Annotated in this window: 15 protein-coding genes; 5 read left to right on the forward strand and 10 right to left on the reverse strand. The window is 71.2% G+C overall.

Annotated elements, in window-relative coordinates; all coding sequences use genetic code 11:
* Window positions 1-20 precede the first annotated feature (20 nt).
* From ABT025_RS26045 to ABT025_RS26070, 6 genes are all read right to left on the reverse strand, one after another.
* A complete protein-coding gene (locus ABT025_RS26045; protein ID WP_350999149.1) occupies window positions 21-3,203 on the reverse strand; it encodes a glycosyl hydrolase 115 family protein in 3,183 nt (1,060 codons plus the stop codon).
* 98 nt (window positions 3,204-3,301) lie between these two features.
* A complete protein-coding gene (locus ABT025_RS26050; protein WP_350999151.1) occupies window positions 3,302-4,399 on the reverse strand; it encodes an endo-1,4-beta-xylanase in 1,098 nt (365 codons plus the stop codon).
* Window positions 4,400-4,572: 173 nt separating this feature from the next.
* Window positions 4,573-6,999 (reverse strand): beta-xylosidase/alpha-l-arabinosidase, encoded by a 2,427-nt coding sequence (locus tag ABT025_RS26055; RefSeq protein WP_350999154.1) that lies wholly within the window; start codon window positions 6,997-6,999, stop codon window positions 4,573-4,575.
* A gap of 51 nt (window positions 7,000-7,050) precedes the next feature.
* The gene (locus tag ABT025_RS26060) at window positions 7,051-7,944 is read right to left on the reverse strand and encodes a carbohydrate ABC transporter permease (protein ID WP_350999157.1); all 894 of its coding nucleotides are present in this window, start codon (window positions 7,942-7,944) and stop codon (window positions 7,051-7,053) included.
* A gap of 4 nt (window positions 7,945-7,948) precedes the next feature.
* Window positions 7,949-8,878: a carbohydrate ABC transporter permease gene (locus ABT025_RS26065; RefSeq protein WP_350999159.1), complete on the reverse strand. Its 930-nt coding sequence runs from the start codon at window positions 8,876-8,878 to the stop codon at window positions 7,949-7,951.
* A 2-nt stretch (window positions 8,879-8,880) separates the two neighbouring features.
* The gene (locus ABT025_RS26070) at window positions 8,881-10,131 is read right to left on the reverse strand and encodes an extracellular solute-binding protein (protein ID WP_350999226.1); all 1,251 of its coding nucleotides are present in this window, start codon (window positions 10,129-10,131) and stop codon (window positions 8,881-8,883) included.
* A 214-nt stretch (window positions 10,132-10,345) separates the two neighbouring features.
* Here ABT025_RS26070 and ABT025_RS26075 point away from each other — a divergent pair, with 214 nt between their 5' ends.
* From ABT025_RS26075 to ABT025_RS26085, 3 genes are all read left to right on the forward strand, one after another.
* Window positions 10,346-11,410: a LacI family DNA-binding transcriptional regulator gene (locus tag ABT025_RS26075; protein ID WP_350999162.1), complete on the forward strand. Its 1,065-nt coding sequence runs from the start codon at window positions 10,346-10,348 to the stop codon at window positions 11,408-11,410.
* 46 nt (window positions 11,411-11,456) lie between these two features.
* Window positions 11,457-11,972, forward strand: a complete 516-nt coding sequence (locus ABT025_RS26080; protein WP_350999165.1) for a GNAT family N-acetyltransferase — start codon at window positions 11,457-11,459, stop codon at window positions 11,970-11,972.
* A gap of 158 nt (window positions 11,973-12,130) precedes the next feature.
* Window positions 12,131-13,219 (forward strand): WD40/YVTN/BNR-like repeat-containing protein, encoded by a 1,089-nt coding sequence (locus tag ABT025_RS26085; RefSeq protein ID WP_350999168.1) that lies wholly within the window; start codon window positions 12,131-12,133, stop codon window positions 13,217-13,219.
* 126 nt (window positions 13,220-13,345) lie between these two features.
* Here the strand turns inward: ABT025_RS26085 and ABT025_RS26090 are convergent, their stop codons facing one another.
* Window positions 13,346-14,023 carry a uracil-DNA glycosylase gene (locus ABT025_RS26090; protein ID WP_350999170.1) on the reverse strand — a complete coding sequence of 226 codons (678 nt, stop codon included), beginning with the start codon at window positions 14,021-14,023 and terminating at the stop codon, window positions 13,346-13,348.
* Window positions 14,024-14,179: 156 nt separating this feature from the next.
* Between ABT025_RS26090 and ABT025_RS26095 the strand changes: the two genes are divergently transcribed.
* A complete protein-coding gene (locus ABT025_RS26095; RefSeq protein ID WP_350999172.1) occupies window positions 14,180-15,241 on the forward strand; it encodes an N-acetylglucosamine kinase in 1,062 nt (353 codons plus the stop codon).
* An 80-nt stretch (window positions 15,242-15,321) separates the two neighbouring features.
* Complete coding sequence (locus ABT025_RS26100) at window positions 15,322-16,245, forward strand: sirohydrochlorin chelatase (RefSeq protein WP_350999175.1); 924 nt, start codon at window positions 15,322-15,324, stop codon at window positions 16,243-16,245.
* A gap of 122 nt (window positions 16,246-16,367) precedes the next feature.
* Here the strand turns inward: ABT025_RS26100 and ABT025_RS26105 are convergent, their stop codons facing one another.
* The 3 genes from ABT025_RS26105 to ABT025_RS26115 all read right to left on the reverse strand — a co-directional run bounded on the left by ABT025_RS26105 (window position 16,368) and on the right by ABT025_RS26115 (window position 20,442).
* A complete protein-coding gene (locus tag ABT025_RS26105; RefSeq protein ID WP_350999177.1) occupies window positions 16,368-17,438 on the reverse strand; it encodes a lactonase family protein in 1,071 nt (356 codons plus the stop codon).
* A gap of 316 nt (window positions 17,439-17,754) precedes the next feature.
* On the reverse strand, window positions 17,755-19,266 hold the full coding sequence (locus tag ABT025_RS26110; RefSeq protein ID WP_350999180.1) for an FUSC family protein: 1,512 nt from the start codon (window positions 19,264-19,266) through the stop codon (window positions 17,755-17,757).
* A gap of 246 nt (window positions 19,267-19,512) precedes the next feature.
* Complete coding sequence (locus ABT025_RS26115; protein ID WP_350999228.1) at window positions 19,513-20,442, reverse strand: M56 family metallopeptidase; 930 nt, start codon at window positions 20,440-20,442, stop codon at window positions 19,513-19,515.
* Window positions 20,443-20,444: the final 2 nt, after the last annotated feature.

The following is a 20,444-nucleotide window of genomic DNA, read 5'->3' on the forward strand; positions in this document are numbered from 1 at the left end:
TTGCCCGGGCCCCGGGCTTCTCAGTGCAGCCTGAGGCTCTCCGGCGGGCCCAGGTAGCTGGGCTTGAGGCCGCCGGTGTCGACCACCAGGTTCTGCAGCACCACCGTGGGGTCGACCATCCAGAATTTCAGCACATGCACACCGGCGCCCGTGATGTGGTGCACCGTACTGGTGATGTTGACGTTGTCGGAGGTGTTGCGGGCCCACTGCGCGTTCATCGTGCCGTCGTCGGCGCCCGTCACCCTGGTGACGTTCACCGGCTGCGGTGCGGCGTCGTCGAAGGAGACCGCGTACGTCAGTCCGTCGGTCGGCAGCGGATTGTTGCGGGGCGACAGATACGCGTGGACGGTGACCGGGCCGGTCGTGAACAGGCTGACCCGGTACTCCAGCCGCGGGCTGTTGCCGCCCGGCGTCTGCCGGGCGGCGGTGACCGGGAAGGGTTCCATCCCCGCACCGGTCCGGCCGATGTCCGGGATGCGCTGCCAGCTGATGCCGCCGCCGTCGACGGCCCGGCTGTAGTGGTCGGCCTCGACGGAGACGTACCCGTTGGCCTCGACGAAGCCGTCGAGGCGCGAGCGGGACAGCGCCGGCCGGTCGACGACCGCCTTGACGACCACCTCCGCCCCGTCCGGCCCGCTGACGGTGACCGGGACCTCGGTGACCCCCTTCGGAGCCCCGGCCCAGTCGACGCGCAGGGTGATCCGGTCCTGCTGGTCGACCCGGCCCCGGACGCGGTCGGCGGTCAGCCAGGAGACACCTGTGTGCACGCGGTAGTCGAACGGGGCACCGCCCCGGTTGAACACCTCGATGTACTGGGCGGGCTGGCTCTGGTACGGGCTGAAGACCGGCAGCACGGCCGGGCTCTGCTCGTTCGGCCACCATGCGGCCGAGCCGTCCACGGCCACGCCCATCTCGGCGCCGGCCGGCAGGTCGATGCGCTTGACCGCCGGGAAGAGCACGTCCTTGAGCGCGACGTTGTTGATCTCGGGCTGCTGCCAGGGGGCGTTCGGGCCGTAGCGGGCCACGTCGCCGTAGTCGATGTGCGGCTGGGTCTGGAAGCCCTGCCACTTGCCGCCCGCGACCCGGCTGTTGAAGCGGTCGGCCAGGGCCAGGTCATCGGCGAGCCGGGCCTCGGCGGCGGCCGCGAGGACGTTGGTGCGGGCCCGGCCCTGTGCGGCGTAGTGCAGGTTGGTGAACTCGGCCTCGCGCAGCGCGTACAGATTGGCGGTCGCCTGCACCTCGTAGCCGACCAGCTCGTACCAGGCGTCCTGGGCGGAGGCCGGAAGCCGGCGCCCGACCCGTTCGGCCTGGGCCCCGAGCACCCGCCATTCCTCGGTGACCCGCTCCAGTTCGCGGTAGTCGACGATGCTGAACGGCGTCGCCCGGTCGTCGTGGACGATCGCCGAGCTGTCCGTGGCCGGGTCCTTCGCCGCGTCGACGGTGATCTTCCGGTTCAGGAGCTCGGGCTTGCGCCGCGACTGGAGCCGGGCGTACGCGCGCAGTACGGCGGCCACGTCGGCCGCCTGCTTCTCCCCGAAGTTCTGCCGGGCGTACCCCTCCTCCCACTCGGGCAGCCGGTCCAGGGTCCAGCGCCCGGGGTTCCAGGCGTACTCGAGGAAGAACTGCGTGGGCAGTTCGTTGCCCTTGAGGTCGCCGACGTTGGTGATCCACAGTCCGTGGTTCCCGTAGGCGACGGACTGGTGGAGCTGGTCCCACATGTTGGGCAGGGAGGCGGTGTCCACCCACTTGTAGTTGCGGCCGACCCCGACGTAGTCGAAGTGGTAGTACATGCCGTAACCGCCCTCGCGGGCGTCGTTCTCCAGGTCGGGGAGCTTGCGGATGTTGGCCCAGTTGTCGTCGGTGAGCACCACCGTGACGTCGTCGGGGACCCGCAGCCCGCGGTCCCAGTAGCGCTGGACCTCCTTGTAGAGCGTCCAGACCTGCGGAATGGTGGTGACGTCCCTGCCGGAGACCTCGGCCAGGATCTGCCGCTGGGTGGCGATGATCTCGGTCATCAGCTCGATGCCGTCGCCGTCGGGGAGGCCGACGTCGCCGTTGCCGCGCATGCCGAGGGTGACGACGCCCTCGAAGTCCTCGTCCTTCATCCGCCGGATGCCGTCGGCCCAGTAGGCCTTGATCGCCTCGGCGTTGCGGCGGAAGGACCACTCGCCGGTACCGCCGTAGGGGTCGTGGCCGGGGGTGGTGACGGTGCCCGAGCTGTCGCGCACAGCCGCGACCGCGTGGCGGTTCCACTCCTCGATGCCGCGCATCATGGGGGCCTCGTGCGAGGTGCCCATGACGACGCCGTACGCCTTGGCGGTGGCGTGGTTGAGCGGGTCGTCCTCGGCGAACGCGCGCCCCCAGACGGCAGGCCACAGGTAGTTGGCCTTGAGCCGGAGCATGACCTCGAAGATCCTGGCGTAGAAGTCGGCGTTGAACCCGCCCTCGAAACCCGGCGCCTTGCCTGGGCCGAAGTAGGCGGGAGCCCAGGTGCCGAGCGCCGGGTTCTCGTCGTTGACGAAGAAGCCGCGGTACTTCACCGCCGGGGTGCCCTGGGTGTGCCGGCCGGGCAGCACATGGATCTCGTCCCGTTGCACGGGAACCACGTCGTCCCACCAGTACCAGGGCGAGACACCGATCCCGCGCGAGACGTCGTAGGTACCGAAGATCGTGCCCCGCTGGTCGCTGCCCGCGATCACGAATGCGCGGTCCACCCCGGGCAGCGGCTCGTCGACGACGGTCTGGAGGCTGGTCTCCCACTTGCCCCGGATCGTGGAGACGTCGAGCTTGCCCCGGGCGACGAGTCCGTCGATCAGCGGGCTGCGTCCCACGGTCCCGATGATGGTGATCTCGCGCCCCTTGGGCGCCGCGCCGCGCGAGAGCGCGGGACGGACGCCGGTGACCCGTTCGATGTCGCTCCGCAGGTCCCCCGCCACGCGGACGACACCGGCCCAGTCGCGGTCGCTGACCAGGATCGGGGCCGCACGCCCGTTCCTGACCAGTGCGAAGCCGCCGCGCCGGGACGTGAACGAGATGTACGCACCGGGGTCCGTCGGCCGCAGCGCGAGGCCGCCCCCGGTCGCGGATGCCCCGGCGGACAGGCCGAGGAGGGAGCCGAGGGGTGTCGCGGTGAGTGCGGTGAGGCCCAGTCCGAGCCCCAGCACCGCTCTGCGGCCGGTGTGTTGCGGGACGTTGTCGTCCATGCTGCTCTCCTATTTGCTCACGCTCATGACAAATTGGACGGATGGCTGCCCGGAACAGCCCTCCGGGGCGGGACGTACCCGCGGTCGTCGTTTCCTCGTCAGTTCCGGCCCGCGGCGAGCTTCAGGTCCTGGGTCAGGGCCTTGTACGCGGGCTTGGCCGCGTAGTTCTCGTCGAAGAGGTTGGCCGCGCCCTCACCCTCGAAGGTGGAGGGCACCCAGGAGTACTTGTCGGTGAAGCCCCACACGGTGAAGTCGGTGCAGTGCCGGGTGAGCAGGCAGCCCCGCAGCAGCACGTCGTAGCCCTCGGCCTGGGCCTCCCGCTCGGTGCTGTCGGAGGGCATCGGGATGCGGACGTCGGCCTCGGTGATCGCGGTCTCCAGACCGAGGTCGTCGAACCGCTTCATGTTGTCGGCGATGTCGTGCGGGGCGTCGTACTGGACGGAGAGGTGTCCCTGGATGCCGACGCCGTCGATCGGCACGCGCTGCTTGCGCAGCTCCACGACCAGGTCGTGGAGCGCGGTGCTCTTCGCGTTGACGCCTTCGATGTTGTAGTCGTTGATGAACAGCTTGGCCTTGGGGTCCGCCCGGTGGGCCCAGCGGAAGGCGTCCGCTATGTAGCCGGGGCCGAGCTTCCGCAGCCAGATGCTGTCGCGCAGGGTGCCGTCGTCGTTGAAGGCCTCGTTGACGACGTCCCACTGCCAGATCCGGCCCTTGAAGTGGCCGGCCTCGTCGGTGACGTGCTTGCGCAGGATGGCGCGCAGCTCGTCGGCGCTGAAGTCGCCCTCGGTGAGCCAGGCCGGCAGCTGGTTGTGCCAGAGCAGGGTGTGGCCGCGCACCAGCTGCCCGTTGGCTCGGGCGAAGTCGACCAGTTCGTCCGCGGCGGCCCAGTCGTAGGTGCCCCGCTCCTTCTCGACGGCCTCCCACTTCATGACGTTCTCGGGGGTGACGGAGGTGAACTCGTTCGCCGCCTTCGCCCGGTAGGGCGCGTCGGCGGCCAGAGCCGCCATGTCGACCGCCGTTCCGATGCGCACGCCGGCCCGCTCGCCGAGGCTGCCCAGGGTGTCTGCGACGGGGGGCCGGGGCTTCCCGTGGGAGCCGGGGTGTTCCGGCGCGGCCGAGGCACTGAGGGTGAAGGAGGTGACGAGCAGGGCCGCGGCGGAGGTGCCGATCACGACAGCCTGAATTGTCTTGCGCATGACATATCCCTTGCTGATGTGCGCGGCTTCCGCGGAACCGGGTGCCGGGATCGACGCGCGTTCGATGAAGATGCTTCGAAAGTTTCGTGAACCTCCCCGCATCCGGCGGGGAAGCCGCTCGGGCAGCGGGGAGGTTCACGAAGGGGATGGTGCGGCTGTGCGGGCGGTGCCGGTCAGCGCGCGGCAGGCACCGGTACGGGTACGGGTACGGGTACGGGCTCGACCGAGGTGCCGCAGACCAGCCGTCGCCGGTGGTCGACGATGCGCTCGGGGCCGGTGAGCCGGAGCCGCAGGGTCCGGCGGATCCCGGCTGCGTCGCTGGAGGCGGCGAGCCGCAGTTCGAGCTCGCCGGGCTCGACGACGCGACGGCCGCCGATGCCGGTGAAGGACGCCAGATCCGCGTGGAAGCGGAACCGGACCCGGGCGGCCGCGCCGGCGGCGAGCGGGACCTTGGCGTAGCCGATCAGCCGTGCCTGCGGCCTGGTGGTCTGGGCAACCGGGTCGTGGAGGTAGAGCTGCACCACTTCGGCGCCCTCCCGCTCCCCGGTGTTGCGGACCGTGACCTCGATGTCGGTGGAGCCGTCGGTCGGAATTCCGGCCGGGTCGGGATCGCCCTGCTCCCAGTCGAAGGTCGTGTACGACAGGCCGTGCCCGAAGGGGTAGAGCGGTGTCGGGTCCAGGTTGCTGACCCCGCTCACCAGCCCCAGCGGCGGCTGCAGATACGTCCATGGCTGACCGCCCGGCCCCCGGGGCACGCACACCGGCAGCCGGCCGGAGGGGTTGACCCGGCCGGAGAGCACCCCGGCCAGCGCCGGACCGCCCTCCTCACCCGGGAAGAAGGCCTGCACGACGGCTGCCGCCCGGTCCGCCCAGCGTCCCAGCCCGTACGGGCGGCCCGTCAGCAGCACCAGGACCACCGGGGTACCGGTGGCCAGCAGGGCGTCGAGAAGCTCGCCCTGTACACCGGGCAGCGACAGATCGGCCGCGTCGCAGCCCTCGCCGGACGTGCCGCGGCCGAAGAGACCGGCCCGGTCACCGAGCACGGCGACGCAGACATCGGCGTCCCCGGCCAGGCGGACGGCATCCGCGATCCCGGAGGTGTCCGTGCCGTCCACCTCGCAGCCGGCGGCGAAGTCGACGCCGGAGCCGGGGAACTCCCCGCGCAGCGACTCCAGCACCGTCGGCACGTCGATCCCCATGTCGAACTCGGGGTGCGAGACGCCGACGTGGCTGGGGAAGGAGTAGCAGCCGAGCATGGCCAGCGCGTCGTCCGCACGGGGCCCGACCACGGCGATCCGCCCGGTGTCCCTCAGCGGCAGGGTGCCGCCGGGGTTGGCGAGCAGCACACAGGCCTGCTCGGCGAGCTCCCGGGCCAGGGCCCGGTTCTCCGGCGGGTCGAGGTCGACGGTGTCGCGGGCCTCCTCCGGGTCGGCCCCCTTCAGCGCGGTGGGCAGCGGCGACCAGTCCGGGTCGAGCAGTCCGAGTTCGCACTTCTGGAGCAGGACGCGGTGCAGGGCGCGGTCGACGAGCGCCTCGTCCACCGCCCCGTCCCGCACGGCGGCGACGAGGACGTCGCCGTAACTGCGGACGGTGGGCAGTTCCACGTCGACGCCGGCTCCGAGGGCGAGCCGGGCGGCGTCCGCACGGTCGGCGGCGACCTTGTGCAGGGTCTCCAGGAAGCCGATGCCGAAGTAGTCGGCGACGACGGTCCCGGTGAACCCCCAGGTGTCCCTGAGGAGGCCGGTGAGCAGGGCCGGGTCGGCGGCCGCGGGCACGCCGTCGATCTCGGCGTACGAGTGCATCACCGAACGCGCCCCGCCCTCCAGCAGGGCCATCTCGAAGGGCGGCAGGATCACGTCCGCCATCTCACGGGCCCCGGCCCGCACCGGCGAGAGATTGCGGGCGCCGGCCGAGGCCGCGTAACCCGCGAAGTGCTTGAGCGTGGAGATGATCCCGGCGGACTCCAGTCCACGGACGTACGCGGTGCCGATGGTGGCCACCAGATAGGGGTCCTCGCCGATGGTCTCCTCGACCCGGCCCCAGCGCAGGTCGCGCACCACGTCCAGGACGGGCGCCAGCCCCTGGTGGACGCCGACGGCGCGCATGTCGGCGCCGATCCGGTGGGCCATCCCGGTGACCAGCTCCGGGTTCCAGGCCGCGCCCCACGACAGGGGTACGGGGTAGGCGGTGGCACCCCAGGCGGTGAAGCCGGCCAGGCACTCCTCGTGGGCGAGAGCCGGGATGCCGAAGCGGCCGGCCTCGGCGATCCGGGCCTGGGCGCGGGCCAGGGCGAGGGCGCCGACGCCGGGATCGACGGGGGCGGTGCCGAACGGCCGGGTGAGCTGACCGAGGCCACGGGTCGTCAGGTCGTCCCAGTCCACCGGGTCGACCATGTCGTTCTGGTGCGGGGCGACCCCGTCGCCGTCGGCGTCGGCGCCCACCCAGATTCCGTACAGCTGAGCGGCCTTCTCCTCCAGGGTCATCCGGGGGACCAGGTCGGCCACCCGCTCCTCCGGGGTGAGGGAGGGATCGCGCCAGGGGCCGTCGACGGCCGGTGCCGCTTCGGTCCTGCGGGCGTGCGGGACAGGGGGGATTGCCATGGCGGCAGGGGTTCCTCTCAAGAGTGCGGTGGTACGGGCGGCATGGAGGCGCTACTTGCCGCCCACCCCCATCAGTCCGTTGACCAGTGCCTTCCGTGCCACGAGGTACACAGCGAAGATGGGCACGACGGAGAGCACGATCGCGGCCAGCACGGCAGGGATGTTCATCCCGAACTGGGACATGAAGTTGAAGAGACCCAGCGTCAGCACGCGGTTCTCCTCCGACTGGGTCAGGATCAGCGGGAACAGGAAGCCGTTCCACGCCTGGAGGGCCGTGTAGATGGCCACGGTGCTGATGCCCCCCTTGGACATCGGGATCGCCAGCTGCCACAGCATCCGCAGCGGCGTGGCACCGTCGAGCGCCATCGCCTCGTACATCTCCTCGGAGACGTCGCGCATGGTGCCGCTGAGGATCAGCACCGCGACCGGCATCGCGAACGCCGCGGTCGGCAGGATGATCGCCGGCAGGCTGTCGTACAGGCCCATCTTGCTGATCAGCAGGTAGAGCGGCACGATCACCGCCTGCGCGGGGATCGCGACACCGAGCAGGAAGGTCCGGAAGGCGAGCGAGGAGAGCCGGCTCCGGGTCCTTACCGCGACATAGGCGACGGGCACCGCGAGCACGAGCACGATGGCCACGGTGGACACCGCGACGATCGCGGTGTTGGTGAGCATCGTGGAGAAGCCGCTGTCCAGCACGGTGCGGTAGTTGTCGAGTGTGGGGCTGGTCGGGACGGCCAGCGGATCGCCGTTGAGCGCCTCGTCCTGGTGCATGAGCGACGAGGAGATCAGCGTGTAGAGCGGGACGAGCACAAGCACGAGCCAGACCAACGAGCCCAGGCCGGCCAGTGGGTTGCCCCACTTCCTGCGGCGCCGGGCGGCGGCCTGCCGGCTTCGGGTCGCGGGCGACGTGGGGCGCGCCATGGGGCGGGTGTCGATCGACATCTCGTCACATACCTTCCCGGGTGGACCGCATGTTCCCGAAACCGCTGAAGCGCACGAGGATCAGCGACAGGGCGGTGGCAACGACGACCAGGGCCGTCGCGATCGCCGCGGCATAGCCGAGGTCGTAGGTCTGGAAACCGGTCCGGTACATCAGGTACGGCAGCACGGTGGTGTCCGTGCCGGGGCCGCCCCTGGTCATGATCAGTACGGTGTCGAAGTAGGTCAGCGAGCCGACGATCATCAGGACCGAGGAGGTCGTGATGGTGTGACGCAGCTGCGGCAGGGTGATGTGGAAGAACTGCCGGAACATGCCGGCCCCGTCGATCTCCGCCGCCTGGTAGAGGACCTGCGGGATCTGCCGGGTGCCGCCCTGGTAGATCAGGGTGTGGAAGGGCATGAACTGCCAGCCGCCGACGAACGCCACGGTGAGCAGCGCCCCGGTGGACGAGCCCATGACGTTGGGGTCGATGCCGACCCAGGGCCCGATCTTCTTGATCACGCCGAAGTTGGGGTCGAGCAGCGCGTGGAAGAGCATCGCGATGGCCGTGGTGGAGAGCAGCAGCGGAATGAAGAAGACCGCGGAGAGCACGGCCCTGCTGCGCTGCTTGCCCGCCGCCCAGACGCCGAGCAGCAGGGCCACCGGGGTCTGGAACGCCCAGCTGACCGAGGTGAGCAGCAGGCTGAGCCAGGCGGCCTGGCGGAACTCCGGGTCCTTGAACAGCCGGGTCCAGTTGTCCATGCCGATGGGGGTCGGGGAGTTCAGCCCGTCCCAGTGGCAGAAGGAGAGATAGACGGCGATCGCCAGCGGGACGATCGCGAAGAGGGTGAAGAAGAGGATGCCGGGCAGGGCCCAGGCGACCGAGGGGCGGCCGACGTTGCCGGCGGCCGCCTTCCTTCCTCCCCGCACCTTTTTGTACGAAGAGACGTGGGACATTGTTACTTGACGGCCTTCATCGCGGCGACGAACTGCTCGGGCGTGGACTTGCCCGCGAACAGCTTGCTGATCTCGGTGAGCATCGGGGTGGCGACACCGGACTCCAGCGCCTGGTCCCACGAGAGGGTGAAGCTCGGTGCCTTCTGGACCATGTCGTACTGGTCCTTCGCGAACTGCGGGTTGGGCGATCCGCTCAGCATGGAGGTGGCGTTGGACGTGGTCGGTACGTCACCGTTGTCAACGAGGGCCTGGGCGTAGGACTTGGAGGCCATGGTCTTGAGGAAGGCTATGGCCTCGTCCTTGTGCTTGGTGCGGGAGTTGATCGACCAGTAGTTGGTGGGGTTGCCGACCACGTTGGCCGGGTCGCCGACACCGCCGGCCACGGTCGGGAAGTTGGCCCATCCGAGGTCGTTCTTGGCGAACTCCGGTGCCTTGCCGAGTTGGGTCGAGTACTCCCACGAGCCCATCAGGTGCATGGCCGCCTTGCCCTTGCTGAGCAGGGTGGGGGCGGCGCCGCTGCCGTAGTCGACGGAGTTGAAGTTCTTGCCGAAGGCTCCGTCGTCGACCAGTTCCTTGACGGTCTGGGCGGACTTGAGGACCGCGGGGTCGCCCCAGGCGGAGGAGTCGCCGTTCTGGATCTTGTTGAAGACCTCGGGGCCGCCGATCCGGTCGAGGAGGTACTCCAGCCACATCAGCTCGGGCCACTTCTCCTGGCCGCCGAGCGCGAAGGGAGTGATGCCCTTGTCCTTGAACGTGGTGATGGCGTGCTGGAGCTCCTCCCAGGTCTTGGGGGCCTCCAGCTTGTTCTCGGCGAAGAGCTTCTTGCTGTAGAAGAGCATCACGGGCTGCATGCCGCGCATCGGCACCCCGTAGATCTTTCCGTCGAGGCTGCCCGCCTCGATGATGGACGGGAGGAAGCCGTCCTTGAGGGTGGCGTCGTTCTTGACGGTAGAGGTCAGGTCGACCAGCTGGCCGGCGTCGCGGTAGGGCTTGATGGAGCCGCTGCCCCAGTTGTAGAAGATGTCCGGGGCGCTGGGCGAGCCCATGGCACTGCGCAGCTTGTTGACGTACTCGGTGCCCGGTACGGGGATCAGCTTGACCTTGACCTTCGAGGTCTTGTTGAACTCCTTGACCGCCGCCTCCTGGATCTTGACGGCGTCGTCACCGTAGACGTACGCGGTGAGGGTGCCGCCGCCGTCACCTCCGCTGTCGCCGCCCGATCCACAGCCCGCCAGCACGCCTGCCATGACCATGGCCGCACCGGCCGCGGTCCATCTCGCCGCACGCGTACTCTGAGTGAAAATTCCCGACCGCATGACCGCACCTCTGTCGAATGTTTCGGCGTTGCTTGCGAATGTTGCCGGAACCGTACGGTCGTGTTTCGGACCAGTCAAGGGGTCAGGCGCGGAGAGTTTTCCTCCGGGACCCACTCCTCCCTCCCGGCACGGGGCAGTTACGATTCCCTGTATGAGCCCCGCAAACGTCCAGTCACATCAGGAGAAGGCGCCTGCCGGCGAGTCGTCGGACGGCACCGCCACCCTGGCGGAAATCGCCCGAGCGGCCGGAGTCTCGGCTCCGACAGTTTCGAAAGTGCTGAACGGGCGTGCCGACGTCGCCCCCGGCACGCGCACCAAGGTGGAGGAGCTGCTGCTGCTGCACGGCTACCGCCGCAGACGCGGCTCCACGACCCAGTCGCAGCTGATCGATCTGGTCTTCCACGAGCTGGACAGCGCGTGGGCGATGGAGGTCGTGCGCGGCGTCGAGAACGTCGCGCGCGAGGAAGGCCTGAGCCTGGTGCTCTCGGAGAGCGCGGGCCGCCTCACTCCCGGGCAGACCTGGGTGGACGGCGTACTGGCCCGCAGGCCGGTCGGGGTGATCCTGGTCCTGTCGGACCTCACCGCTGCCCAGCGCGCCCAGCTGACCAGCCGCAGCATCCCGTACGCGGTGGTCGACCCGGCCGGCGATCCCGGCGACGACGTCCCGTCGGTCGGGACGACGAACTGGCAGGGCGGGCTCGCTGCCACCCGTCATCTCACGGGGCTCGGACACCGCAGGATCGGGGTCATCAGCGGGCCCTCGCGCATGATGTGCAGCCGCGCCCGGGTGGACGGCTACCGCGCCGCCCTGGAGACCGCGGGCCTGCCGATCGACCCCGACCTGGTCCGCGAGGGCGAGTTCCAGCACGAGGCGGGCTACGCCACGGGCATGGAGCTGCTGCGCATGGCCGACCGGCCGACCGCCATCTTCGCCGGGAACGACCTCCAGGCGCTCGGCGTGTACGAGGCCGCGCGCGAACTGGGACTGCGCATCCCCGAGGACCTCAGCGTGGTCGGCTTCGACGACCTGCCGCTGACCCGGTGGATCGGGCCGCCGCTGACCACGGTGCGCCAGCCGCTCATAGAGATGGCCGAGACCGCGGCCCGGCTGGTCCTCGACCTCGGCCGGGGCCGGCAGCCCGCGACCACCCGGGTCGATCTGGCCACCAGCCTGGTGGTGCGCAGCAGCACGGCCGCACCCGGCGGCGGCCACTGAACATTCCCGTTGCGACGGCGGGCGTACGTACGTACCGTCGCCCGGCATGAGCACTCCTGTCCTGCGCACGCGGCGATTGCTGCTGGAGCCGTACACGCCCGCCGACGAGGAAGAGTTCGTGGCGCTCTTCCAGGACGCCCGGGTGGCGCGCTGGATGGGCGACGGCCCGTCCCCGGAGGCCGAGGACCGGGCACTGTTCGGGCGACTCCTCACGAAGGTGTACGCGCAGGACCTGTTCGACGTGTGGCTGGTGCGACGCGGCGGGCTCGCGATCGGGCACGCGGAGATCAAGCCGTCCCCCACCCCCGGCGTGGACGGCCACGAGATCGTCTACGCCCTCGCACCCGCGGCGTGGGGGCAGGGGCTGGGCACCGAGATCGCCGAGACGCTGGTCGCCCATGGCTTCGGCACTCTGGGCCTGGCCGAGGTGCACGCGACCGTGGACGCCTCCAACGAGGCGTCGCTCGCCCTGCTGAACCGGATCGGCTTCCGCCACGTCCGTGACATCACCGAGGACGACGGGGCGACGACCCGCCTCCTGACCCGCCCGAAGGTGCCCTGAGCGGACCTGGACGCCGGGTCCCCCGCCCGTGATTCCCGGGCGCGGACCGCCGCCCACGACGGAAGCGGCGGTGTCCGGAGCCGTCCTGCGCGCCGCTGTCAGTGGCCGGGTGCAGACTGGCCCGTATCCGGCACAACGGCGTTTCGGGAGGTTCGGTCATGACCGATGTTCTGCTCACCGTCGGCACCCGCAAAGGGCTCTTCATCGGCCGCAGGCGCGGCGCGGAATGGAAGTTCGACGACCCGCATTTCAATGCGCAGGCGATCTACTCGATCGGAATCGACAAGCGCGGGGACGTCCCCCGGCTGCTGGTCGGCGGCGACAGCGCGCACTGGGGGCCCTCCGTCTTCCACTCCGACGATCTGGGTGCGAGCTGGGTCGAGCCGAAGCAACCGGCTGTGAAGTTCCCGGAGTTCACCGGGACGTCACTGGAGCGGGTCTGGCAGCTGCACCCGGCGGGCCCCGAGGCGCCCGACGTCGTGTACGCGGGCACCGAGCCGGCCGCCCTGTTCCGTTCGCGGGACAGGGGCGAGTCCTTCGAGCTGGTACGCCCGCTCTGGGAGCATCCGACGCGCTCCGAATGGGTACCGGGCGGGGGCGGCGAGGGACTGCACACGGTATTGACGGACGAGCGGAACCCTCGGTCGGTCACGGTCGCCGTCTCCACGGCCGGTGTCTTCAGGACGGCGGACGGCGGCGAGAGCTGGGTCCCGGCCAACAGGGGGGTGTCGGCGGTCTTCCTGCCCGATCCGGACCCGGAGTTCGGTCAGTGCGTCCACAAGGTCAGCCGGGACGCCGTCGACCCCGACCGGCTCTACCTCCAGAACCACTGGGGCGTGTTCCGCAGCGACGACGCCGGGGACCACTGGACGGACATCGGCACGGGCCTGCCCTCCGACTTCGGCTTCGCGGTGGCGGCTCACCCGCACCGCGCGGACACGGCGTACCTCTTCCCGATCAACGCCGACGCCGACCGGGTGCCGGCCGAGCACCGCTGCCGGGTCTTCCGGACCACCGACGCGGGCAGCAGCTGGGAACCCCTGTCGTCGGGACTGCCGGACGGCGCGCATTACGGCACGGTGCTGCGCGACGCGCTCTGTACGGACGACGCCGATCCGGCCGGCGTGTACTTCGGCAACCGCAACGGCGAGGTGTACGCGAGCGCGGACGACGGGGACAGCTGGCAGCAGCTCGCCTCGCATCTTCCCGACGTCCTGTGCGTCCGGGCGGCCGTCGTCGACGGGTGACCGAGGGACTCGCCCCGCCAGCGACCGGGCGTCGTTCCGGCGTTGGGCGGACGACCCCCACCCCTGACAGAGCGTTGCGCTGACGGGTCCCCGGGTCCGGCCGGCCGGTGCGGTGACGCGTCCCCGCTAGGGCAGGCGCCAGTCCACCGGCTGCGCCCCCTGGCGGGTCAGGAGTTCGTTGGCCTTGCTGAAGGGGCGCGACCCGAAGAAGCCGCGGTCCGCCGACATGGGCGACGGGTGGGCGGACTCGACCGCCGGGAAGTCCCCCAGTGACGGCAGCAGATTCCGTGCGTCGCGGCCCCACAGGATGGACACCAGCGGGGTGCCCCGGGCGACCAGCGCCCGGATGGCCTGCTCGGTGACCTCTTCCCAGCCCTTGCCCCTGTGGGCGGCGGGCTTGCGGGGTGCGGTCGTCAGCGCCCTGTTCAGCAGCAGCACGCCCTGCCGCGTCCACGGGGTCAGATCGCCGTTCGACGGGCGGGGCAGTCCCAGGTCCGTGTTCAGCTCGCGGTAGATGTTCTCCAGGCTGCCAGGAAGCCGGCGAACCTCGGGCGCGACCGCGAAGCTCAGCCCGATGGCCATACCCGGTGTGGGGTACGGATCCTGACCGACGATCAGCACGCGCACCTCGTCGAAGGGCTGCTGGAACGCGCGCAGCACATTCGCCCCCGAGGGCAGATAGGTGCGGCCTGCCGCGACCTCCGCACGCAGGAAGTCCCCCATCTCGGCGATGCGTCCCGCCACGGGGGCCAGGGCCTGAGCCCAGCCGGGCTCCACAACTTCGTTCAAAGGTCGCGCTGTCACAGGACTCACCCTACCGGCGTAACGGCAGGTGCCTCGCGAGTCCCCCGTTACCGGTGAACCCGCAGGCCGGACAGGCCGTCGCGACACCCCGGGCTCTTCGCGAAGCGCCTGGGGATAGGCTGCCGCCGTCATTCCTCTGCTTACGGGAGCCGCTCCATGGAGTCACACCGGCATGCGCCCGGGGAGTACGTGCTCGGGGTCGACTCGGGCGGTTCCGGGCTGAGGGTGGCGCTGGGCACGGTGGGCGGGGACGCCCCCCTGGACACCGTGGTGTGTGCCGAACCCGTACGGACCGGGCCCTCCGGCATCGACGCCGCCCACCTCCTGGATCAGTTGCTGCCCGCAGCCAGACTGCTGCTCGCCCGCCACGGCGGCGGCGACCTGATCGCCACCGCGGCCATCGGGGCGGCGGGCATGGCCACACTCGGCGAACAGCTGCGCGCCGAACTGCCCACGGCCCTGGCGGACGCGCTCGGGATTCGGCAGCTGGCGCTCGCCGCCGACGCGGTGACTGCGTACGCCGGGGCGGTCGGACAGCGGCCCGGCGCGGTCGTGGCGGGCGGCACCGGCCTGATCGCCCTGGGCACGGATCTCACGCAGTGGCGCAGGGCCGACGGCTGGGGTCATCTGCTGGGCGACAGCGGCGGCGGCGCCTGGATCGGGCGGGCCGGGCTCGACGCGGCGATGCGCGCCCATGACGGGCGGCGCGGCGGCTCCCAGGCCCTGCTGGCCCGGCTGGAGGCCATGTTCGGCCCGGCGGTCGAACTGCCCGGCCTGCTCTATCCGCGTACTGACCGGCCCGCGGTCCTGGCCTCGTTCGCTCCCGAGGTGGCCGCGTGCGCGGCCCACGATCCGGTCGCCGAGGGAATCCTCCGTGACGCCGCCGAACACATTGCCGCAGCGGCCGCCGCCGTGTGCCCGAAGGTCGGGGCGGACGACGAGGAATGCGAAGTCGCACTCACGGGTGGCCTGTTCCTGATGGGCGAGCCGCTGCTCGTACCGCTGCGCGAGGAACTGAAGCGGCAGCTGCCGCACGCACGGGCCGTCCCCGGTTCGGGTGACCCGCTGGCCGGTGCGCTGCGCATCGCGCAGGCGCTGGCCACGGGAGGTCTTCGGCTGCCGCTCCATCCCACGCTGCTCCGGGTCACCGTGTCAGGGCAGGAAACCGGTACCTCCCAGGGGGCTACAGAGCGGGGCAGTCGACCGGTAAGCCACTGATCGGATAAATACGGACAGACAACGCTCGACCGGCCCCTCCCTGAGCAGCGGGGTACCCAAAACCAGTAGCATGCGGCGCCATGAGCACCCCCACTGGGCCCGCTTCCGGCCTGCCTGTACGAATGCCGCGACCTCGCCAGTCCGGACGGCACCGCCGCCCGGAGCCCGTGGTCGCACCTGAGGGCGCTGCCGCGCTCGTTCTTGCCGTTCCCGGTACCCCCTCCTCGGCCAGCCGCAGTCTGGCCGAAGAGGTGATCAGCATCGCCCGCTCCGAGCTCCCCGGTCTGAACGCCCTGATCGGCTACCTCGACGGTGACGACGCCGAGTACCCCACTCTTGCCTCCGTTCTCGCGCACGCCGCCACCGAGCGCGTCGCGCGCTTCGAGCAGGCCAAGGCCGTCGGCCGCGAGGTCGCCGAGCCCGAAGGCCCGGCCGCCGTCGTGGTGCCGCTGCTCGCGGGACCCGACAGCACGCGGGTGCAGCGGATACGCCGTGCGATCGAGGACAGCCCTGCTCCGGCCGAGCTGACCGATGTGCTCGGCCCGCACCCGCTGCTCGCCGAGGCACTGCACGTGCGACTCTCCGAGGCCGGTCTCGCCCGCGCGGACCGCGCCAGGCTGTTCACCGTGGCCACGGCCGCGGACGGCATCGTGCTGGCCACCGTGGGCGGCGAGGAGGCCGTGCAGGCTGCGGGGATCACCGGCATGCTGCTGGCCGCGCGGCTCGCGGTGCCCGTGATGGCCGCCGCGCTCGACGTCGAGGGCTCGGTCGCCTCGATCGCCGAGCAGCTGAGGGGCTCCGGCTCGCTGCAGCTGGCCGTGGCGCCCTACCTGGTGGGTCCCGAGGTGGCCGACGGCCTGCTGGACGCCGCGGTGAAGGAGGCCGGCTGCGCGAGCGCCGAGCCGCTCGGCGCCTACCCGGCGATCGGCAAGCTGGTGCTGTCGATGTACATGACCACGCTGGGCATCGCTCCGGCGGTGGCCCAGGGGGCTCAGGTCCACTGAGCCGCGCCACAGGCCCGGGTGCGCCGCCGTCGCGGGAGCGGGACGGCCGACGTACCCTGCTCGGCCCGTGACGCACGTACGCCCCGGGGCCCGTTCGCGGGCCCCGGGGCGTCTGCCGTGCCTCAGGCGAAGATCACGCAGGAGGCCGCTGGGACCTCCAGGGACCCCTTCGGCACCGGAACACCGGTCTCCGGGTCCACGGCGAACCAGGTGACGTTCCCCGACCGCTCGTTGGCGGCGTACAGCCGCCGGCCGGTGGGGTCGAGGGCGAGGTCGCGCGGCCAGTGCCCGCCACAGCTCACGGTCGTGACCAGGGACGCCTGCTCTCCCGTGGCGTCGAGGGCGAGCACGGAGATGCTGTCGTGCCCGCGGTTGGCCGCCCAGAGGAACCGGCCGTCGTGCGCGACGACGACCTCGGACGGATAGCTCGCCGGGACGGCGGCGCCGTGCGCCTCCGCGGGCAGCACGGGCGTCTCACCGACGGCCTCCAGGACCCCGGCGGCTGCGTCCCACCGGCACACCGTGACTGTGGGCTCCAGCTCGTTCAGCACATAGGCGTGGCCGCCCGCGGGGTGGAACGCGAGATGCCGTGGTCCGGTGCCGGGCCGCAGCGCCGTCTCACCGTGCGGGCGCAGCTCCCCGGTGTCCGGGTCGAGCGCGCAGATCCGTACGGAATCGGTGCCGAGGTCGACGCTCAGCACCCAGTTCCCCGACGGGTCGGGGAGGACCTGGTGGGCGTGCGGTCCCTCCTGGCGTTCGACGACCGGACCGCTGCCCTCGTGCTCGAGGACACAGCGGGCCCCGCCGAGTGAGCCGTCCGCAAGCACGGGCAGGACGGTGAGGCTGCCGGATCCGTAGTTGGCCGTGACCACATGGCCCCCCGCGAGTGCGAGATGGGTGGGGCCGTTGCCGCCGACCTGCCGGGTCTCCCCCAGGGGCCGCGGGACGTCGTGGCTGATGTCGAGGGCCGCTGCCGCGCCCTTCTCGGTCTCGCTGACCGCGTAGAGAACCGCGCCGCCTGGGCCGGTGCCCCGGCCGAGCGCGAGGTAGGAGGGATCGGGTACGGCGTCCGTCGTACCGAGGACGGTGAGCGCCCCGGTCTCCCCGTCCACGGCGGCGACGGTGATGCCACGCCCGCCCGCCGAGGTGAACGACCCGATGAATGCCCGCCCGGCACCGTTGTTGCTGTCCACCGCACTGCCTCTCTCCGCCGACTGATCGCGACGGCGGCGGCCGCCGTGATCTTCCGCGGCGACCGTAGCAGTGCTCGTGCGTGGTCTGGACCAGGGGTGCGGGTCAGGCCGGGACGAGGGGTGCGCGGGGCGGGGTGCGCAGAGGCGCGGCCGGTTCGGCGAGTGCGCGCTCCAGGCCGTGCAGTGGACGAGACCGTGGCCCGTCGACGACGTCGGCAGCGCGGTACAGGTGAACACGTAGTGAACCGGACGCCGGCAGACGCGCAGGAGCTGGGTGACGCAGACCGTCACGCGACGGCCCTTCGCCCCCGACGGCTCAGGCGCGCGCCGGAATCCGAATGGACCTCCGCAGAGGGACGGCGAGTTCGAGCAGAGCCCGCTCCAGCGCGTGAAGGTGGGCGAGCATCTGTTCGGCGCCTGCCGGCTCCGCCGCCGTCGTGTCCTCGATCAGGAGGTCCTGCCCGTCCACCGGCGCATCGGTGAGGGCCTCGACGGCCGCCTCCACACGCCAGCAGGCTGCGGCGAGCCGTATGTCGTGCGAGGCCTCCGGGTCGGCGGCGACGGAGGCCAGACCGCGTACTTCGCGTGCGCAGTCGTCGAGCAGCGCCAGCACGTGTCGCGCCCGCCGCTTGCGCGCCCTCATCGGGTTGAGCGGATGCACCAGCGGCGCAAGTGACAGGCGCACCCGGCCGAGGATCGCCTCCAGCTCGGCAACGCGCCGGTGCGGATCGGCGTCCTCGTTCCCCGAAAGCCTGGCGGCGGCCTCCGCCGTGCACGTGTGCACGCACCGCAAGGCCCGCTCCACCCACGCCTCGGTCACCGAGTGCGTGGTTACCGGCAGCACAAAGAGCACCGCCAGTACCGCACCGACCGCCCCCGCCGTCGTCTCGGTGACCCGCAGCACGAGCAGACCCGCGTCGAGTACGCCGAGCAGCCCGTACAGCATGCTCGCCATCACGGTCACGGCCAGCATCATCCAGGTGTACGAGACAGCGGCGGTGTAGAAGATGCCGAACACGCTCAGCGCCACGACCAGCGCGGCCACGACGGGCTCGTGGTGCAGCGGCACAGCCACGGCAAAGCCCAAGCCGATCCCGAGGACCGTCCCCAGGAATCGTCGGAACCCGCGCACGACGGTCTCGCCTCGCGAGGTCGTGGCCACGAATACCCACCAGGTGGCCCCGACCGCCCAGTACCAACGCTGATCGGAGAGCAACTGCCCCACCCCGAGCGCGAAGCCCGCCCCCAACGTCGCTTGCACCGCCTGCCGCGTCGTGACCCGCCCGAGCCCTGCCGCCCCGGCAGGAGGCGCGACGGTCACGGGCGCCACCAGCCGCCGCTCGTAGCACCACACCCCGAACCGCACCACCGACGACGCGACAAGCGACAGCAGCACGGCCGCGTACAGCTCGGGCAGCCGGCCGGGCACGGTGTGCAGGAACTGGGCCGAGAAGTAGGACATGAAGCCGAACACGCCCAGCGAGTGCCCGCGAGGCCCCCACCGCCGCGCGTACACACCCGCCCCCACGACAGCGAGGAACGCCAGGTCACGCGCGACGGGCAGATCGTGAAGCACAGCGGCGAGCGTGAGCACCGGCAGACCCACGACGGGGAGAAGCGCGGTCGTGGTGGCCTGCCCGCGCACCGTCGGATCGGTCACCGTGAAGAGTGCGAGCAGCGCAGCCAGGCCACCGGTGATGGCCGCCACCAGCGAGTGCCCCACCGCCCCGCACAGCGCGACGGCGAGCCCGATGCCGAGTACGGCCCTGCACGCGAACCGCAGCCGGATCCGACCCGGATCCTGTGCGACGAACGCCCCCTTCAGCAAGTTGCCCCGCCCCTTTCCGCACCTGGACCAGCCCAGACATGAGAAAAGCGCCGCATAGGCCCCTGAGGGACCCGCAGCGCCATTGATGGACCCATCTGAGCATCTGGCGGGCGGATGGTTCAACTCGGCCCCCGTTCTCTGGACCAATGGCACAGAACCCCTCACCTCACCCGGCCGCGGCAGGACCAACGGACCAACCTCGCACGTGCTGCGGGCCTCCGCCGGGTTCCGCGACCGGTGCCACGACTACAGCGGCGTCGCCGCTTCCAGTACGACGAACAGGGCGAAGGCCGCGTTCAGCGAGGACAGAGTGGACACTGCCGTGCCGGCCGCGGCGATGAACGCCGCGATCCCCGTGGAGGTGAGAACCGGCGGCCAGCCCTGTTCCGGCGGGACCGGACCCAGCAGTGCAGCCACTCGGCGGGGGACAGGCCCGGCCGCGAAGGCCGGGACGGCAGGCGCGGCTGCCCGGTGCGAGATCAGGGCCGCTCTGCCGACAGCACGGGCCGTGAGACGCCGGTCCCCGGTGTCGGTGGCGGCTTCCTCGTCCGCCCAGCGCTCCGTGCTGTAGGTGATGGCCGAGCGCAGCGGCCTCAGGAGCGGGTTGGCGCAGCCGGCCAACCGGGCGGCGAGCAGCAAGCGGTGATGCCGGCCGGCCAGGTGGGCCCGCTCGTGCGCGAGGAGCGCACGCTGCTCAGCCGTCGTCAGACAGTCGAGCATGGCCGAAGTAACCATGATCCTTCCCGGCGAGCCGGGTAACGCGTAGGCATACGGGACACTGTCCGGCAGAACAGCCACGTCGGACTCCGTGGGCAGCTCCGCAAGCGCCCTGTGCGCACGGAATCGGAAGCGGTAGTGCCGTAGCACCGTGGACGCACAGGCCATCGCCACGAGCGCGAGAACGACGATCGACGCCTTCCCGGCGATCCTGTCGTGCGGAACAGCCTCCCGGACCTCGTCGTCGGACCACCCGTCGGGCAACGGGTTGCCGGGCAGTTGCGCTGTTCCGACCACGACCAGAAGGGCGAGACAGAGAGTGCTGCACGACGCGAGAATGACAGCGGTTCCGGTCAGGAGTCGGGCCGCGGTTCGCGGGTGCAGGTGCTGCTCGGCCAGGCGCGCGACGGGCAGGGCGGTGAGCGGCAGAACGAGAGGCAGATAGACGAAGACGCCCATCG

It is taken from the genome of Streptomyces sp. NPDC002809 (assembly GCF_040295435.1).
GTDB lineage: Bacteria > Actinomycetota > Actinomycetes > Streptomycetales > Streptomycetaceae > Streptomyces.

Excerpts from the sequence above, each read along its gene's own strand:
- ABT025_RS26055 (WP_350999154.1), bottom strand. The coding sequence starts at position 6,999 with ATGGCAATCCCCCCTGTCCCGCACGCCCGCAGGACCGAAGCGGCACCG.
- ABT025_RS26050 (WP_350999151.1), bottom strand. The coding sequence starts at position 4,399 with ATGCGCAAGACAATTCAGGCTGTCGTGATCGGCACCTCCGCCGCGGCC.
- ABT025_RS26075 (WP_350999162.1), top strand. The coding sequence starts at position 10,346 with ATGAGCCCCGCAAACGTCCAGTCACATCAGGAGAAGGCGCCTGCCGGC.
- ABT025_RS26070 (WP_350999226.1), bottom strand. The coding sequence starts at position 10,131 with ATGGTCATGGCAGGCGTGCTGGCGGGCTGTGGATCGGGCGGCGACAGC.
- ABT025_RS26115 (WP_350999228.1), bottom strand. The coding sequence starts at position 20,442 with ATGGGCGTCTTCGTCTATCTGCCTCTCGTTCTGCCGCTCACCGCCCTG.
- ABT025_RS26095 (WP_350999172.1), top strand. The coding sequence starts at position 14,180 with ATGGAGTCACACCGGCATGCGCCCGGGGAGTACGTGCTCGGGGTCGAC.
- ABT025_RS26085 (WP_350999168.1), top strand. The coding sequence starts at position 12,131 with ATGACCGATGTTCTGCTCACCGTCGGCACCCGCAAAGGGCTCTTCATC.
- ABT025_RS26060 (WP_350999157.1), bottom strand. The coding sequence starts at position 7,944 with ATGTCGATCGACACCCGCCCCATGGCGCGCCCCACGTCGCCCGCGACC.
- ABT025_RS26080 (WP_350999165.1), top strand. The coding sequence starts at position 11,457 with ATGAGCACTCCTGTCCTGCGCACGCGGCGATTGCTGCTGGAGCCGTAC.
- ABT025_RS26065 (WP_350999159.1), bottom strand. The coding sequence starts at position 8,878 with ATGTCCCACGTCTCTTCGTACAAAAAGGTGCGGGGAGGAAGGAAGGCG.
- ABT025_RS26045 (WP_350999149.1), bottom strand. The coding sequence starts at position 3,203 with ATGGACGACAACGTCCCGCAACACACCGGCCGCAGAGCGGTGCTGGGG.
- ABT025_RS26100 (WP_350999175.1), top strand. The coding sequence starts at position 15,322 with ATGAGCACCCCCACTGGGCCCGCTTCCGGCCTGCCTGTACGAATGCCG.